The sequence below is a fragment of the Paracoccus alcaliphilus genome (assembly GCF_028553725.1).
Taxonomy (GTDB): Bacteria; Pseudomonadota; Alphaproteobacteria; order Rhodobacterales; family Rhodobacteraceae; genus Paracoccus; species Paracoccus alcaliphilus.
Genome location: NZ_CP067124.1, coordinates 2913198 through 2926952 on the forward strand (window position 1 = coordinate 2913198; position 13755 = coordinate 2926952).

The following is a 13755-nucleotide window of genomic DNA, read 5'->3' on the forward strand; positions in this document are numbered from 1 at the left end:
CGATAATCACGCCACAATCAATTGATATCTATCGGTTAAATCCGCCCGCCACGCTTGGCACATCGCCGGGGACAAAACCGTAATGCTTCAGCCAGCGCAGATCGGATTCAAAGAAGGCGCGCAGGTCGGGGATGCCGTATTTCAGCATCGCGATCCGGTCGATCCCCATCCCGAAGGCAAAGCCCTGCCACTCGTTTGGGTCGATCCCGCCCGCACGCAGCACATTGGGATGAACCATGCCGGAACCCAGGACCTCCAGCCAGTCATCGCCCTCGCCCACCTTCAGCGCGCCGCCGTTCCATGAGCACTGGATATCGACCTCGGCCGAGGGTTCGGTGAAGGGGAAATGCGACGCGCGGAAGCGGGTCTTGACCCGTGTGCCGAAATAGGCCGAGAAAAACTCCTCCAGCACCCATTTCAGCTGTGCCATGGAGATGTCGCGACCGATGGCCAGCCCCTCGATCTGATGGAACATCGGCGTATGGGTCTGGTCCATATCCATGCGATAGACGCGGCCCGGACAGATCACCCGGATCGGCGCGCCCTGTTCCTGCATCGCCCGGATCTGCACAGGAGAGGTATGGGTGCGCAGCACATGCGGCGGGCGGTCATCGTCAGGCGCGCGGTGCATGAAGAAGGTGTCATGTTCCTGCCGCGCGGGATGTTCGGGGGCGATGTTCAGCGCGTCAAAATTATACCAGTCGGTTTCGACCTGCGGCCCCTCGGCCACGGCGAATCCCATATCGGCAAAGATGGCGGTGACTTCCTCAGTCACCTGGCTGACCGGATGGATCGTGCCTGCTGGACGGGTCCGGCCCGGCAGCGTCACGTCCAGCCATTCGCCGGCCAGACGCGCCTCAAGCGCCGCGTCGTCCAGCGAGGCACGGCGCGCGCGCAGGGCCGCGTCGATCTCGTCGCGCAATTCGTTCAGGGCGCGGCCGGTGGTCTGGCGTTCCTCAGGGCTCATCCGGCCCAGTTCGCGCATCTTCAGGCTGATCTCGCCCTTCTTGCCCAGTGCGGCAAGGCGCACCTCCTCGATCGAGGCGGAATCGCCTGCGGATTTGATGCGGTCCAGCCATTGCTGGCGGAGGGGGTTCAGATCATCCATCGTCTTGCCTCGGCGTCCTTGTCGGCGCCTGCGTTAGCACTTGTCGGCGCAATGGGAAAGCCTTGGGCGCGATCAGCGCGGGGTGACGTTCAGCCAGACCCCGCCACCGGGGCGCAGGGTCAGGATCATCTGCGGATGCGGCTGCCGTCCGGGGATCGCGGTGAAACGGAACCGCGACAGCAACGTGGCAAGGATGATGACCGCCTCTTGCACGGCGAAACCGGCGCCGATGCAGATGCGCGGCCCGGCCCCGAAGGGCAGAAAGGCAAAGCGGTCGGGCGTGGTCAGGAAACGGTCGGGATCGAAGGCATCGGGGCGGTCCCACAGCAGATGATGGCGGTGCAGCGCATAGATCGGCAGCATCACCGTATCGCCGGGACGCACCTCTCGTCCGCACAGCCGGTCCTGCACCTGCGCCGTGCGCGACAGAAAGGCGGCGGGGGGATAAAGCCGCAGCGCCTCGTTCACGATGCGGTGGATCAGGGGCAAGGCACCCAGATCGGTGGCGCTGGCGGTGCGGCCTTGCAGCGCGTCACGGGCCTCGGCTGCGGCGCGTTCCTGCACGGCCGGGTCGAAGGCACACAGATACAGCGCCCATGCCAGCGTCAGCGCCGTCGTCTCGTGCCCGGCGACGATGAAGGTCAGCAGGTTGTCGCGCAATTCGTCGCGGGTCATGGCGCGGCGGGTCTCGGGGTCCTGCGCCTCCAGCAGCAGGTCCAGCAGATCGGGCGGGCCATCGCTGCGGGCGGCCTCGGACCGGGCCTGAATGGCGCGGTCAGCAATCGCCTTCATCCGCTTCAGCCCGCCCCCGGTCATCAGCCGCCCCGGACGCGGCACCCATGCGGGCAGGCCCAGAATGTCGAACAGCGAAACCTTGGCGGCCTGCGCGATATAGCCTTCGACCGCCGCATGCACGCCGTCGCGGTCGAACCCGCCCTGCCCCGAAAAGGTCACGTCCGAGATCACCTCGAAGGTGGCGGCGACGGTTTCGGCAAAGATATCGACCGGCCCGCCCTCCGCACCCAGCCTGCGGCAAGAGGCATCGGCGGCGGCAGACATCACCGGCCCCAGCGCCTCGACATTGCGCGGAGCAAAGGTCGGGGCCATGGCGCGGCGCTGCCAGCGCCAATGCGCGCCCTCGGCCACGAACAGGCTGTCACCGATGGCCGGTTTCAGCAGCAGCTTGGTGGTGACGGACTTGGGATAATCCTCGACCCGGTCCTTCAGGATATGGCGCAGCGATTCGGGGTCCACCACCATATGCCAGCGAATCCCCAGCCGCCCCGAGACGATGGGCTGGTGCAGGGCCAGTTCCGGGATCAACTCCAGCAGATTGCGCCGGGCGGTCATGGCGGTGGCCAGCAGCCCCAGCGGGCGGTCGGCCAGCGCGACCCTGACCGGCAGCGCATCTGTCGTGGCGGTTGCGGCACTCATGGCACCAGCATAGCCGCCGCGCGCGCCTTGGCAACGCGCCACATGGCCAACGAAAAAGGCCCGTCCGGGCGGGGACGGGCCTTTCGGAAATCGAATGCAGCGCGTCTTACGCGGCGGCCTTCGCCTTTTCGACGATGGCGCCGAACGCTTCGGGCTCATTCACGGCCAGATCGGCCAGAACCTTGCGGTCAACCTCGATCCCGGCTTTCGCCAGCAGGTTGATGAAGCGCGAATAGGTCAAGTCGGCATCGACCAGACGCACGGCGGCGTTGATGCGCTGGATCCACAGGGCGCGGAAATTGCGCTTGCGGGTCTTGCGGTCGCGGGTGGCGTACTGGTTCGCCTTGTCCACAGCCTGCGTGGCGGTGCGGAAGTTGCGCGAACGGGCGCCGTAATAGCCTTTCGCCTGCTCAAGAACCTTCTTGTGGCGGGCGTGGGTGACCTTGCCGGATTTAACTCGTGCCATGTTTCAGTTCCTCGATCAGCGGTTATAGGGCATGTATTTCTTGACGATTTTGGCATCAGCTTCGCTGAGAACCGTCGTCCCGCGCGCGTCACGAATGAATTTCGTGGTGCGCTTGATCATGCCGTGGCGCTTGCCGGCCTGGGCGGATTTCACCTTGCCCGTGGCCGTGAACGAGAACCGCTTCTTGGCGGCCGCTTTGGTCTTCATCTTCGGCATTTTCGTCTCCTTGCGTCAGAGTGAACGCGCGACTCGGCAATGCCATTCCGGCCGGCCGCACGGGTAGTGGAAGCGCGCCCTATAAGCGCATCGGATCAGTTTGACAAGGGCAGTTCAGCCCCGGCGGCATCCGTATCGGGCGCCATATCGGTCGCGGGGGCAACCTCGCCCCCCGTCAACCGCGTCCAGGCATCGCAGATATGCGCCAGCCGGAACGGCTGTGGCGCCAGCCACGCCCCCGACAGCAGCGCCACGATGGCCAGCACCAGCAGAATCGCCCCCGCCCGGGGCGGGCGCATCTGCAACAGCTGGATGACCGCCACAATTACCGACAGCACGCCAAGGGCGACCCCGCCAAGCAACAGAAGATCGGACATGAGATCGCCCTTTCGCTTATCGCGTCAATACCGTTGCCAAGGGCTTATTCCGGATCGGATGCGAAGATCAAGCGTTCGTCGCAGGGCGCGATCCGCAGGATATTGGTCGTGCCCGGCACGTTGAAGGGCACCCCGGCCATGACCACGACCTGCCGCGTCTCATCGGCGAAACCGAAGCTGCGGGCGGCGCGGGTGGCGTTGACCACCGCCTCCTTGAAGCGGCTGAGCTGCGGCGTGCTGACGCAATGCGTCCCCCAGGTCAGGCACAACCGGCGCAGCACCTGGTCGATCGAGCTCAGCGCGATGATCGGCACCCGGGGCCGTTCGCGCGCCACCAGACTGACGGTCTTGCCCGATTGGGTAAAGGCGCAGATGGCGGCGATGTCGGTCGTCTCGGCAATCTCGCGCGCGGCGGTGACGATGGCATCGGCGACGCTGTGCAGCTCGGCCTTGCGCGAGGCCTCGATGATGGCGCGATAATTCGCATCCGCCTCGACCGAGCGGGCGACACTGTCCATGGTGGTGACCGCCTCGATCGGCCAGGCACCGGCGGCGCTTTCGGCAGACAGCATCACCGCATCCGCACCCTCATAGATCGCGTTGGCCACGTCGCTGACCTCGGCACGGGTCGGCATCGGGCTTTCGACCATCGATTCCAGCATCTGCGTGGCGACGATCACCGGCTTCGCGGCCGAGCGGCACCTGCGCACCAGACGCTTCTGGATCGGCGGCACCGAATGGACCGGCAGTTCGACCCCCAGATCGCCCCGCGCCACCATGATCCCGTCCGAGACCTGCAGGATCTCGTCAAAGGCGTGAACGGCGGCGGGCTTTTCGATCTTGGACATGACGGCGGCACGGCCACCGGCCAGACGCTTGGCCTCCTCGACATCCTCGGGGCGCTGCACGAAGGACAGCGCCAGCCAGTCCACGCCCATCTCGCAGGCGAATTCCAGATCGGCGCGGTCCTTGTCGGACAACGCGGCCAGAGGCAGCACCACATCGGGCACGTTCACGCCCTTGCGTTCGGAAATCATCCCGCCCACCGTCACCGTGCAATTGGCGAAATCATCGCCGCAATCCTCGACCCGCAGACGGATCTTGCCATCATTGACCAACAGCTCACTGCCCGCCACCAGCGCCTGAAAGATCTCGGGATGGGGCAGTTGCACGCGCGAGGCGTCACCCGGCTCGGGCGACAGATCGAAACGGAAGGCATCGCCCTCGGCCAGATCATGCCCGCCCGATGCGAATTGTCCCACCCGCAGCTTCGGCCCCTGCAGGTCGGCCAGAATGGCGATGGGGCGCCCGGTCTCGGCCTCGATCTCGCGGATGGCGGCATGGCGGGCGCGGTGGTCGTCCTGGCTGCCATGGCTCATGTTCAGGCGGAACACATCGGCGCCGGCATCGAACAGCTTGCGGATCATCTCCTTGTCGCTGGAAGCCGGTCCCAGTGTTGCCACGATCTTTACATTGCGATGTCGTCTCATGATCCTGCCCTTCAACGTTTAGCGCTATCTATTCAGAAAATCGCGATGCGGCAACTGGCGTCTTGGCAATCTCTGCCCTATTCAGCAGTAAGGATGAAAGATGAACGCGACATGAAGGAACGCGCCTGCCGGATCAGCGGCGAGGATCGGCCGTCACGCTGGCTGATCACCTGCGATCACGCCACCAACCGCGTACCCGACTGGATCAATGACGGCGATCTGGGCATCGCGCCCGCCGATATGGCGCGCCATATCGCCTATGACGTGGGCGCGGCGGGACTGGCCACCAAACTGGCCGAGCGGCTGGACGCCCCGGCGATCTTCTCGGATTTCTCGCGGCTGGTGATCGACCCGAACCGGGGTGAGGACGACCCCACCCTCTTGATGCGGCTTTACGACGGCACCATCATCCCCGCCAACCAGCATGCCGACGCGGCCGAGCGCGAACGCCGCCTGACGCGCCTCCACCGCCCCTATCACGCCGCGCTGGGGGCGCTGGCCGCGCGCCACCCCGCACGCTGCGTCTGCGCCGTCCACAGCTTCACCCCGCAACTGCGCGGCCGCCCGCCCCGGCCCTGGCAGATCGGCATCCTCTATTCGCATCGCGACGCCCGCCTTGGCCCGGCCATGGTGCAGGCCTGCCGCGCCGAGGGCTGGATCACCGGCGAAAACCAACCCTATTCCGGCCATCTCGACGGCGATTCCATCGACCGCCACGCCCTGGCCCATGACCGCCCCAACCTGCTGATAGAACTGCGCAACGACCTGATCGCCACACCCGAGGGTCAGGCCGAATGGGCCCACCGCCTCGCCCCCGTCATCACCCGCACATTGGCGCAAACCGGCCTCTGACCCCTCGCACTCCTGAAAAATACCTCGGGGGTCCGGGGGCAGCGCCCCCGGCCATCGCGGGACGCAAGCGCCCGTTTCCCCTCAGATCGCCGTCTTGCGGCTCTCTTCCAGATAGATCTCGCGCAGGCGCTTCGCCACCGGGCCGGGCGCACCATCCCCCACCGACACGCCGTCGATCCCGACCACCGGCATCACGAAGGCCGAGGCCGAGGTCGCGAAGGCCTCGTCCGCCGCCTGCGCCTCGGCGATGGTAAAGCTGCGCTCCTCGATCCGCATCTGCGCCTCTTTCGCCAGCCGCAGCACCGCCGCGCGGGTGATGCCGTGCAGGATGTCATGGCTCAGCTCTCGCGTGACGATCACCCCGTCCTTGACGATATAGACGTTGTTCGAACTGCCCTCGGTCACCTTGCCATCCTCGACCAGCCAGGCATCGTCGCAACCGCGCGCCTTGGCCTCCATCTTCGCCATCGAGGGATAGAGCAGCTGCACCGTCTTGATGTCGCGACGCCCCCAGCGCAGATCCTCGACACTGGCGACTTTCCAGCCGGTCCGCGCGGCGGGCTGATCGGCCAGACCCGGCTTTGACTGGGTGAACATGACCACGGTCGGGCGCGTGTCCTTCGGCGGATAGGCGAAATCGCGATCGCCCGGATTGCCGCGCGTCACCTGCAGATAGATCAGCCCGTCGGTGATGCCGTTGCGGGCGACCAGTTCGCGATGCGCGGCCAGATAATCCGCATCCGCCAGCGGATTGGCGATCTCCAGCGCGTCCAGCGAACGGTTCAGCCGTGCCAGATGGCCGTCGAAGTCCAGCAGCTTGCCATCCAGCACGCTGACCACCTCATAGACACCATCGGCCATCAGGAACCCGCGGTCAAAGACCGAAACCTTCGCCTCGTCCTCGGGCAGGTAATCGCCATTCACATAGACTGTCCGCGTCATGCCGCATCCTTTCCTTCCTCGTCGGTGGCGCCGGTCCTGCGCCCATTCGCCGCTTGCGTCAAGCACCTGTCAGGCGCCGCAGGTCATCTTGCAGTTGCAGCATAACGGCATCAGATTTTTCGCACTTGCGGCATCGGGCGCGAAAGATTATTGCTCTGATCAGCCAGTTCACGACATATGAGGACCCGACCATGAGCTTTCGTATGCAACCCCTGCCCCCGGCGCGTCTCAATCGCTGCCAGTTGTTCGGCCCAGGTTCCCGCGAAAGCCTGTTCGAGAAGATGGCGAAATCCGACGCCGACGTGATCAACCTCGATCTCGAGGATTCGGTGGCGCCCGACGACAAGGATCAGGCCCGCCGCAACATCATTCAGGCCATCGGCGACATCGACTGGGGAGCCAAGACGCTGTCGGTCAGGATCAACGGGCTGGACACGCCCTTCTGGTATCGCGACGTGGTGGACCTGCTGGAACAGGCGGGCGAGCGGCTGGACCAGATCATGATTCCCAAGGCCGGGAACGCCAGCGACATCTATGCCGTCGATGCGCTGGTCACCGCCGTCGAGCGCGCAAAGGGCCGCACGAAGCCGATCCATTTCGAGGCGATCATCGAAACCTCGGCCGGGATCTGCCATGTCGAGGACATCGCCGCCGCCTCGCCCCGGATGCAGGCGATCAGCCTTGGCGCGGCCGATTTCGCCGCCTCGATGGGCATGGCCACGACCGGCATCGGCGGGACGCAGGAAAACTATTACATGATCCGCGAGGGGCAGAAATACTGGCCCGATCCGTGGCACTGGGCGCAGACCGCCATCGTCGCCGCCTGCCGCACGCATGGGCTGCTGCCGGTCGATGGTCCCTTCGGCGATTTCAGCGACAGTGACGGCTTTGTCGCGCAGGCCCGCCGTTCCGCGACGCTTGGCATGGTCGGCAAATGGGCGATCCATCCCAGCCAGATCGCGCTGGCCAACGAGGTTTTTTCACCCTCGGAAGCGGCGGTGACCGAGGCACGCGAGATCCTGGCCGCGATGGAGGAAGCCAAGCGTTCCGGCGCCGGCGCCACGGTCTACAAGGGCCGTCTGGTCGATATCGCGTCCATAAAACAGGCAGAGGTGATTGTGCGTCAGGCGGAAATGCTGCAAAAGGCGTAACGGAATCACAAGCGGGGTGGCCCTGTGGAGGGGGTCGCGCCGCGACGTGGGAGGAGGAACGGGCTCTGCGCTGTCGCAGGGCCCGTTTCGTATCAGAACTTCCAAAACCAGCCCCGAAAAGAGAAATCCGCTTCCGTCCGCAGTCTTGCCCCTGTCCCGGGGCTGTGCGAATGTCGCCCCGTTCTCAGGGCGGGGTGGAAATCCCCACCGGCGGTAAGCAGAAATGCAAGCCCGCGAGCGCCTTCGCAAACCGAAGGGTCAGCAGATCTGGTGCAATTCCAGAGCCGACGGTGACAGTCCGGATGGAAGAGAATGTGCCGTGCAAGCCGCGCCTGCGGTCTTGCGGGCATGTGATCGCCTTGGGTGACGTGTCGCTTGGCCAAAGGAGATCACATGGCACACACCCGTTTCGCATTCATCAAGGCCGGCTGGCATGCCGAAATCGTCGATCAGGCGCTTGCGGGCTTTCTGGAACTGATCCCGCAGGATCGGGTCGATGTCTTCGACGTCCCCGGCGCCTTCGAGATGCCGCTGCTGGCCCGCGATCTGGCCCGGACCGGCAAATATGCGGCGGTGGCTGCGGCGGCGCTGGTCGTGGATGGTGGCATCTACCGCCATGATTTCGTGGCGCAGGCGGTGGTCAGCGGGCTGATGCAGGCGGGGCTGGACAGCGATGTGCCGGTGCTGTCGGTGTCCCTGACGCCGCATCACTATCAGGAAACTGATCATCACAACCGCATCTATCGCGACCATTTCGTGGCCAAGGGCCGCGAGGCCGCCGAAGCCGCGCTGAAGATCACCGAAACGCGCAAGGCGCTGCGATCCTGATCGGGGTGAGGGTGGGACGGCCTTTGGCCGGGGCCACCCGCCCTTACCCGCGCCGCAATCTGCGAAACAGGGCCGAGGCGCCCCAGCCTGCACCGATCGCGACCGCCAGCGACATCAGCCCGTAAAGAAAGGGCTGATCGAAGGCCAGCCGATACAGCCAGCGTTCCAGCCCCACCTTGCGCACGTTGATCGGGGCCACGAACACATCCATCACCTGCCCGTCGCGCAGCAGGAAAATGCGGGTCTTGTAGGCGCCCTCGATCAGGTTCGCGGGCAGGCTGACATCGGCGCGAAACAGCGTCTGGTCGATCAGATGCACCCCGGCCTCGTCCAGCCGATACAGGTCGTGCTCCTCGCGCAGGCGCATCAGTGCTTGGGTGAAGGGCACGATATTATCGACTTCCTCGGTTCCGGCGAAGGCCCGCAGCGCCAGCGGGATCGAGATGCGGTAACGCGCATCCCATTCCGGCAGCAGGATGCTGTCCAGCGGAGCGGTCGAGGCCACGGCATAGAAATTCGGCGCCGCCGCCACCCGCACCGATTCGGTGTTCATCCAGATGCCCAGCCTGCGCGCCTTGCGCCAGACGGTGACGGCGGTCGAGGGGGCCTCGACGGTGACGATGACCTGCAAGGGCGGGCCGGACGGGATCGGCGTTTCGCGCTTGATCGCGCCATAGATCAGGATGTCCGAGCCGTCAAAGCTGGCGGTGATGGCGACCGAGTCGCTGGACAGGCCCGCCACGACCTGCTCGGCCGGGGACACGTCCACCGGCGCGCCGGGCGTGTCGCCCGCTTCGACGGCCTCGGTGGTGGATTGCGCCTCGGTCTCGGCCTCCGAGGCCAATGGCTCGACATCGCGGGGCGCGCTCGGGCGGGGCAAGGTCTCTTGCGGGGCCAGATCGGGCACCAGCGACCCCTGCCCGCCCTGATCCTGCGCCAGTGCCGCAACCGCCCAGACCAGCGCCGCCAGCCCGACGACCGCCCCCCGCCCCCTCACGACCGGATCCCGGCGCTGATGGCATAAAGCTCGTCCGGGGTCAGGAACAGGTCCAGCGCCAGCTTGCCGCAGACCGCCAGCACCAGCAGTGCCAGCAGGATGCGCAACTGCTCGGCCCGCAATTTCGCGCCAAGCGTGGTGCCGAACTGCGCCCCCACCACGCCACCGAGAATCAGCAGCACGGCCAGCATGATATCGACGGTGTTATAGCTGACGGCGTGCATCACCGTGGTAAAGGCGGTGACGAAGGTGATCTGGAACAGCGAGGTGCCGACGACGACCTTGGTCGGCATCCCCAGCAGATAGATCATCGCGGGCACCATGATGAAGCCGCCGCCCACGCCCATGATCGCCGCCAGAACCCCCACGACCAGCCCGACCAGCAGCGGCGGGATGACGCTGATATAAAGGCCCGAGGCGCGGAACTTCATCTTGAACGGCAGCCGGTGAACCCAGTTGTGGTCATGCAGCCGCCGCCTGCGGGTGGCGGGATTGCGCGACCGGCGCAGGGCGCGGACGCTTTCCTGCAACATCATCATCCCGATCAGGCCCAGAAAGACGACATAGCAAAGCTGCACCACCAGATCGACCTGACCCAGCCCCTGCAGGACATTGAACACCGCAACCCCCAGCCCCGAGCCGACCAGCCCGCCCGCCATCAGCACCCAGCCCATGGGGAAATCGACCGACTTGCGCTTGACATGCGCCAGCACGCCCGACACCGACGAGGCCACGACCTGATTGGCCCCGGTGGCCACCGCGATCGGGGGCGGGATGCCGATGAAGAACAGCAGCGGCGTGATCAGAAAGCCGCCGCCCACGCCGAACAGCCCGCTCATCAACCCGACCAGCCCGCCAAGCCCGACAAGGGTAAAGGCGTTGACGGAAACTTCGGCAATGGGAAGGTAAATCTGCATGTCCTGCGCGCGTCTGAGTTATCAAAGGATGCAACGGCTGGCGGGGCAGGTCAAACGCCTTTCAGGCACCTATCGCGGGTTGAAGCGTGAACGGCGCAAGGCTAAGCATGACCAAGCCAGCATGCACGCAGAACAAGGGCCGGACATCCATGCGTATTCTCATCACCAATGACGATGGCATCAATGCGCCGGGCCTTGAGGTTCTGACCGAGATCGCGACCCGGATCGCAGGCCCCGGCGGCGAGGTCTGGACCGTCGCCCCCGCCTTCGAGCAATCCGGCGTCGGGCATTGCATCAGCTATTCCCATCCAACGCTGTTGGCACAACTGGACAAGCGCCGCTTTGCCGCCGAAGGCAGCCCCGCCGATTGCGTTCTGGCGGCGCTGGCCGATGTGATGGCCGACAACCCGCCCGATCTGGTGTTGTCCGGCGTCAATCGCGGCAATAACGCGGGCGAGAACGCGATGTATTCGGGCACCATCGGCGGTGCGATGGAGGCCGCGCTTCAGGGTCTGCCCGCCATTGCCCTGTCGCAATATCTGGGCCCCGAAACACAAACGCTTGACGATCCCTTTCAATGCGCCCGCGCTCATGGCCCGGAAATCATCCGTCGCCTGCTGGCACAGGCGAATTGGGGCGCGGTCAGCGATTACCGATTGTTCTACAACGTGAATTTCCCGCCCCTGCCCGCCAATGCCGTGCGCGGCCTGCGGGTTTCCCCGCAAGGGCGTCGTCAGGACAGCAATTTCGGGGTGGTTCCCTACAGTGCGCCCAATGGCCGCCGCTTCATGTGGGTGGCGGGCGGATCGCAGCATGCCCCCGCCCAGCCGGGCAGCGACGTGATGGTGAACATGGAGGGTTACGTTTCGGTCACGCCGATGCGCGCCGACCTGACCTGCCACCACTCGCTGGCGGCGTTGGATCGGGCGCTGGACCCCGACCTGCCCCCCATCGACACCGACCAGCTGCCGGATCGCAAAATCGAGGTGACCGAGTCCCGATGACCCATGAGGAGGACGATGACAGCCCGGCCGAGCGCAAGATGCGCTTTCTGTTCCAGCTGCGCTCGCGCGGGGTGACCGATCCGCGCGTGCTGGAGGCGATGGAGCGGATCGACCGGGGTCTGTTCGTGCGCGGCCAGTTCTCGGATCGCGCCTATGAGGATACGCCGCTGCCGATCCCCTGCGGCCAGACGATCAGCCAGCCCTCGGTCGTGGGGCTGATGACGCAGGCGCTGAACCCCGGGTCGCGCGACACCGTGCTGGAGGTCGGCACCGGCTCGGGCTATCAGGCCGCCGTGCTGTCGGGGCTGTGCCGCCGGGTCTATACCGTGGACCGCCACCGCCGTCTGGTGCAGGAGGCCGAGGCGATCTTTCAGCGCATCGGCCTGTTCAACATCACCGCGCAGGTGGCCGACGGATCGCGCGGGTTGCCCGATCAGGCGCCCTTCGACCGCATCCTTGTGACCGCCGCCGCCGAGGATCCGCCCGGTCCGTTGTTGGCACAGCTGAAGATCGGCGGTATCATGGTCGTGCCTGTCGGGCAGTCAGACGCCGTGCAGACGCTGATCCGCGTCACTCGATCCGAAAGCGGCTTCGACTATGACGAGTTGCGACAGGTGCGCTTCGTGCCGCTGGTCGAGGGGTTGGGACAGACATGACCCCCATGCCGGGCATGTTCATGAGGACGATTGTATGAGCAGTATTTTCAGGCACAGCATTGTTGGGCCCAGCCCTTCCGGACGCGGCATCGCCGGGCGCGGTATCTTCAGGCGGGGGTGGGGGCCATATGTCCCGGCCAGCGCGCTGATGGTCCTTCTGGCATCCTGCGGCACCAATGGCCGGTTCGATCCCGATTTTCGCGGCTGGATGCCCGGATCGCTCAGCACCGCCGAGGCCGCTGCCACCGCCGCGCCGCGTCCCGCCCCCGATGCGCGGGGGATAATCACCTTCCCGAACTATCAGGTCGCCGTGGCACGCGAGGGCGACACCGTGGCCAGCGTCGCCACCCGCATCGGGCTGGGCGCGGACGAGCTGGCCCGCCATAACGCGCTGCAACCGACGGCACAGTTGCAGGCCGGGGCGGTTCTGGCCCTGCCCCGCCGTGTCGCCGGAACCGTCGCCCCTGCGGCGGGCGCCACATCCGGCACCGGGCTGGTGACCGACCCCTTCGCCGGACAGGGGACCACCAGCACCCCCGCCTCCCCGGCCCCCGCACCTGCCGCCGCCAATCCGCGAGAGCATGTCGTGGTCTCGGGCGAGACCGCCTGGTCGATCGCACGCAAATACAACATCTCGGTGCAGGACCTGTCCTCGTGGAACGGCCTGCCCTCGGACATGTCGATCCGGGTCGGCCAGCGTCTGATGATCCCCGCTGCCGGGCAGACCGCACCCGCCAATACCACCACGGTTCCCGGTCAGGGCAGCCCGACGCCGCGCCCGCCCTCGGCCGCCGCCCCGCTGCCGGACGAGCGCACGACCCCCGCCGCGACCCTGCCCCCGCCGCCGAGGCCCCCGACATGGGCGCGAACCGCACCGCGGCCTCTTCAGGCGGGCGGTTCCAGATGCCGGTATCGGGCTCGATCATCCGGGTCTATGAAAAGGGCCGCAACGACGGCATCGACATCGCCGCCAATGCCGGCACCGCCGTCAATGCGGCAGGCGGCGGCACGGTGGCGGCAATCACCCGCGACACCTCCGGCGTGCCCATCGTCGTCGTCCGCCACGAGGGCGACCTGATGACGGTCTATACCGGGCTTGACGGGCTGAACGTGGCCAAAGGCGACCAGGTCTCGGCCGGCCAGTCCATCGGTACCGCCGGCAGCGGCGGCTTCGTCCATTTCGAAGTCCGCCGCGGCTTTGAAAGCGTGAACCCCGAAGGCTATCTCAACTGAGCGGTCACAACACAGCGCGCCGCCCGCCAGCGGCACCTGTTTCCCCAAGTCACCCCATCACTACGATGATGGCCCTGACCCGCA

Annotated in this window: 16 protein-coding genes and 1 riboswitch; of the genes, 7 read left to right on the forward strand and 9 right to left on the reverse strand. The window is 66.1% G+C overall.

Annotated elements, in window-relative coordinates; translation table 11 throughout:
• Positions 1-28 precede the first annotated feature (28 nt).
• The 6 genes from pheS to pyk all read right to left on the reverse strand — a co-directional run bounded on the left by pheS (position 29) and on the right by pyk (position 5091).
• Positions 29-1108 (reverse strand): phenylalanine--tRNA ligase subunit alpha, encoded by a 1080-nt coding sequence (gene pheS / locus JHW40_RS15175; RefSeq protein ID WP_090614410.1) that lies wholly within the window; start codon positions 1106-1108, stop codon positions 29-31.
• A 72-nt stretch (positions 1109-1180) separates the two neighbouring features.
• Positions 1181-2542: a cytochrome P450 gene (locus tag JHW40_RS15180; RefSeq protein ID WP_090614412.1), complete on the reverse strand. Its 1362-nt coding sequence runs from the start codon at positions 2540-2542 to the stop codon at positions 1181-1183.
• A gap of 106 nt (positions 2543-2648) precedes the next feature.
• The gene (gene rplT, locus JHW40_RS15185) at positions 2649-3008 is read right to left on the reverse strand and encodes a 50S ribosomal protein L20 (protein WP_090614414.1); all 360 of its coding nucleotides are present in this window, start codon (positions 3006-3008) and stop codon (positions 2649-2651) included.
• A 15-nt stretch (positions 3009-3023) separates the two neighbouring features.
• Positions 3024-3224 carry a 50S ribosomal protein L35 gene (gene rpmI / locus JHW40_RS15190; RefSeq protein WP_090614416.1) on the reverse strand — a complete coding sequence of 67 codons (201 nt, stop codon included), beginning with the start codon at positions 3222-3224 and terminating at the stop codon, positions 3024-3026.
• 95 nt (positions 3225-3319) lie between these two features.
• Positions 3320-3601, reverse strand: a complete 282-nt coding sequence (locus JHW40_RS15195) for a hypothetical protein (protein ID WP_090614419.1) — start codon at positions 3599-3601, stop codon at positions 3320-3322.
• Between the two features lie 44 nt (positions 3602-3645).
• Positions 3646-5091: a pyruvate kinase gene (gene pyk / locus JHW40_RS15200; protein WP_090614422.1), complete on the reverse strand. Its 1446-nt coding sequence runs from the start codon at positions 5089-5091 to the stop codon at positions 3646-3648.
• Positions 5092-5184: 93 nt separating this feature from the next.
• Here pyk and JHW40_RS15205 point away from each other — a divergent pair, with 93 nt between their 5' ends.
• Complete coding sequence (locus JHW40_RS15205; protein ID WP_244519270.1) at positions 5185-5943, forward strand: N-formylglutamate amidohydrolase; 759 nt, start codon at positions 5185-5187, stop codon at positions 5941-5943.
• 81 nt (positions 5944-6024) lie between these two features.
• On the opposite strand, the gene JHW40_RS15210 is transcribed toward JHW40_RS15205, so the two are convergent.
• Positions 6025-6885 (reverse strand): D-amino-acid transaminase, encoded by an 861-nt coding sequence (locus tag JHW40_RS15210; protein ID WP_090614427.1) that lies wholly within the window; start codon positions 6883-6885, stop codon positions 6025-6027.
• Positions 6886-7076: 191 nt separating this feature from the next.
• Between JHW40_RS15210 and JHW40_RS15215 the strand changes: the two genes are divergently transcribed.
• On the forward strand, positions 7077-8036 hold the full coding sequence (locus JHW40_RS15215) for an L-malyl-CoA/beta-methylmalyl-CoA lyase (RefSeq protein ID WP_090614430.1): 960 nt from the start codon (positions 7077-7079) through the stop codon (positions 8034-8036).
• A gap of 176 nt (positions 8037-8212) precedes the next feature.
• Positions 8213-8354: riboswitch (FMN riboswitch) on the forward strand.
• Between the two features lie 75 nt (positions 8355-8429).
• Positions 8430-8864, forward strand: a complete 435-nt coding sequence (locus JHW40_RS15220) for a 6,7-dimethyl-8-ribityllumazine synthase (RefSeq protein ID WP_090614432.1) — start codon at positions 8430-8432, stop codon at positions 8862-8864.
• A 43-nt stretch (positions 8865-8907) separates the two neighbouring features.
• Here JHW40_RS15220 and JHW40_RS15225 read toward each other — a convergent pair whose 3' ends face one another.
• Positions 8908-9861, reverse strand: coding sequence for a TIGR02186 family protein (locus JHW40_RS15225; RefSeq protein ID WP_244519271.1), 954 nt, complete (start codon positions 9859-9861; stop codon positions 8908-8910).
• On the reverse strand, positions 9858-10778 hold the full coding sequence (locus JHW40_RS15230; RefSeq protein WP_090614435.1) for a sulfite exporter TauE/SafE family protein: 921 nt from the start codon (positions 10776-10778) through the stop codon (positions 9858-9860). The genes JHW40_RS15225 and JHW40_RS15230 overlap by 4 nt, the downstream gene beginning before the upstream one ends.
• Before the next feature lie 149 nt (positions 10779-10927).
• On the opposite strand from JHW40_RS15230, the gene surE reads away from it, so the two are divergent.
• From surE to JHW40_RS24040, 4 genes are all read left to right on the forward strand, one after another.
• Positions 10928-11782, forward strand: coding sequence for a 5'/3'-nucleotidase SurE (surE, locus tag JHW40_RS15235; RefSeq protein ID WP_090614437.1), 855 nt, complete (start codon positions 10928-10930; stop codon positions 11780-11782).
• The gene (locus JHW40_RS15240) at positions 11779-12438 is read left to right on the forward strand and encodes a protein-L-isoaspartate(D-aspartate) O-methyltransferase (RefSeq protein WP_090614440.1); all 660 of its coding nucleotides are present in this window, start codon (positions 11779-11781) and stop codon (positions 12436-12438) included. The genes surE and JHW40_RS15240 overlap by 4 nt, the downstream gene beginning before the upstream one ends.
• Before the next feature lie 148 nt (positions 12439-12586).
• Positions 12587-13516: a LysM peptidoglycan-binding domain-containing protein gene (locus tag JHW40_RS15245; RefSeq protein WP_336390097.1), complete on the forward strand. Its 930-nt coding sequence runs from the start codon at positions 12587-12589 to the stop codon at positions 13514-13516.
• On the forward strand, positions 13402-13671 hold the full coding sequence (locus JHW40_RS24040) for a murein hydrolase activator EnvC family protein (RefSeq protein WP_336390115.1): 270 nt from the start codon (positions 13402-13404) through the stop codon (positions 13669-13671). Before JHW40_RS15245 ends, JHW40_RS24040 begins: the two co-directional genes overlap by 115 nt.
• Positions 13672-13755 lie beyond the last annotated feature (84 nt).

Coding starts and splice junctions, on each gene's coding strand:
- pheS (WP_090614410.1), bottom strand. CDS start 1,108: ATGGATGATCTGAACCCCCTCCGCCAGCAATGGCTGGACCGCATCAAA.
- JHW40_RS15180 (WP_090614412.1), bottom strand. CDS start 2,542: ATGAGTGCCGCAACCGCCACGACAGATGCGCTGCCGGTCAGGGTCGCG.
- rplT (WP_090614414.1), bottom strand. CDS start 3,008: ATGGCACGAGTTAAATCCGGCAAGGTCACCCACGCCCGCCACAAGAAG.
- rpmI (WP_090614416.1), bottom strand. CDS start 3,224: ATGCCGAAGATGAAGACCAAAGCGGCCGCCAAGAAGCGGTTCTCGTTC.
- JHW40_RS15195 (WP_090614419.1), bottom strand. CDS start 3,601: ATGTCCGATCTTCTGTTGCTTGGCGGGGTCGCCCTTGGCGTGCTGTCG.
- pyk (WP_090614422.1), bottom strand. CDS start 5,091: ATGAGACGACATCGCAATGTAAAGATCGTGGCAACACTGGGACCGGCT.
- JHW40_RS15205 (WP_244519270.1), top strand. CDS start 5,185: ATGAAAGATGAACGCGACATGAAGGAACGCGCCTGCCGGATCAGCGGC.
- JHW40_RS15210 (WP_090614427.1), bottom strand. CDS start 6,885: ATGACGCGGACAGTCTATGTGAATGGCGATTACCTGCCCGAGGACGAG.
- JHW40_RS15215 (WP_090614430.1), top strand. CDS start 7,077: ATGAGCTTTCGTATGCAACCCCTGCCCCCGGCGCGTCTCAATCGCTGC.
- JHW40_RS15220 (WP_090614432.1), top strand. CDS start 8,430: ATGGCACACACCCGTTTCGCATTCATCAAGGCCGGCTGGCATGCCGAA.
- JHW40_RS15230 (WP_090614435.1), bottom strand. CDS start 10,778: ATGCAGATTTACCTTCCCATTGCCGAAGTTTCCGTCAACGCCTTTACC.
- surE (WP_090614437.1), top strand. CDS start 10,928: ATGCGTATTCTCATCACCAATGACGATGGCATCAATGCGCCGGGCCTT.
- JHW40_RS15240 (WP_090614440.1), top strand. CDS start 11,779: ATGACCCATGAGGAGGACGATGACAGCCCGGCCGAGCGCAAGATGCGC.
- JHW40_RS15245 (WP_336390097.1), top strand. CDS start 12,587: ATGGTCCTTCTGGCATCCTGCGGCACCAATGGCCGGTTCGATCCCGAT.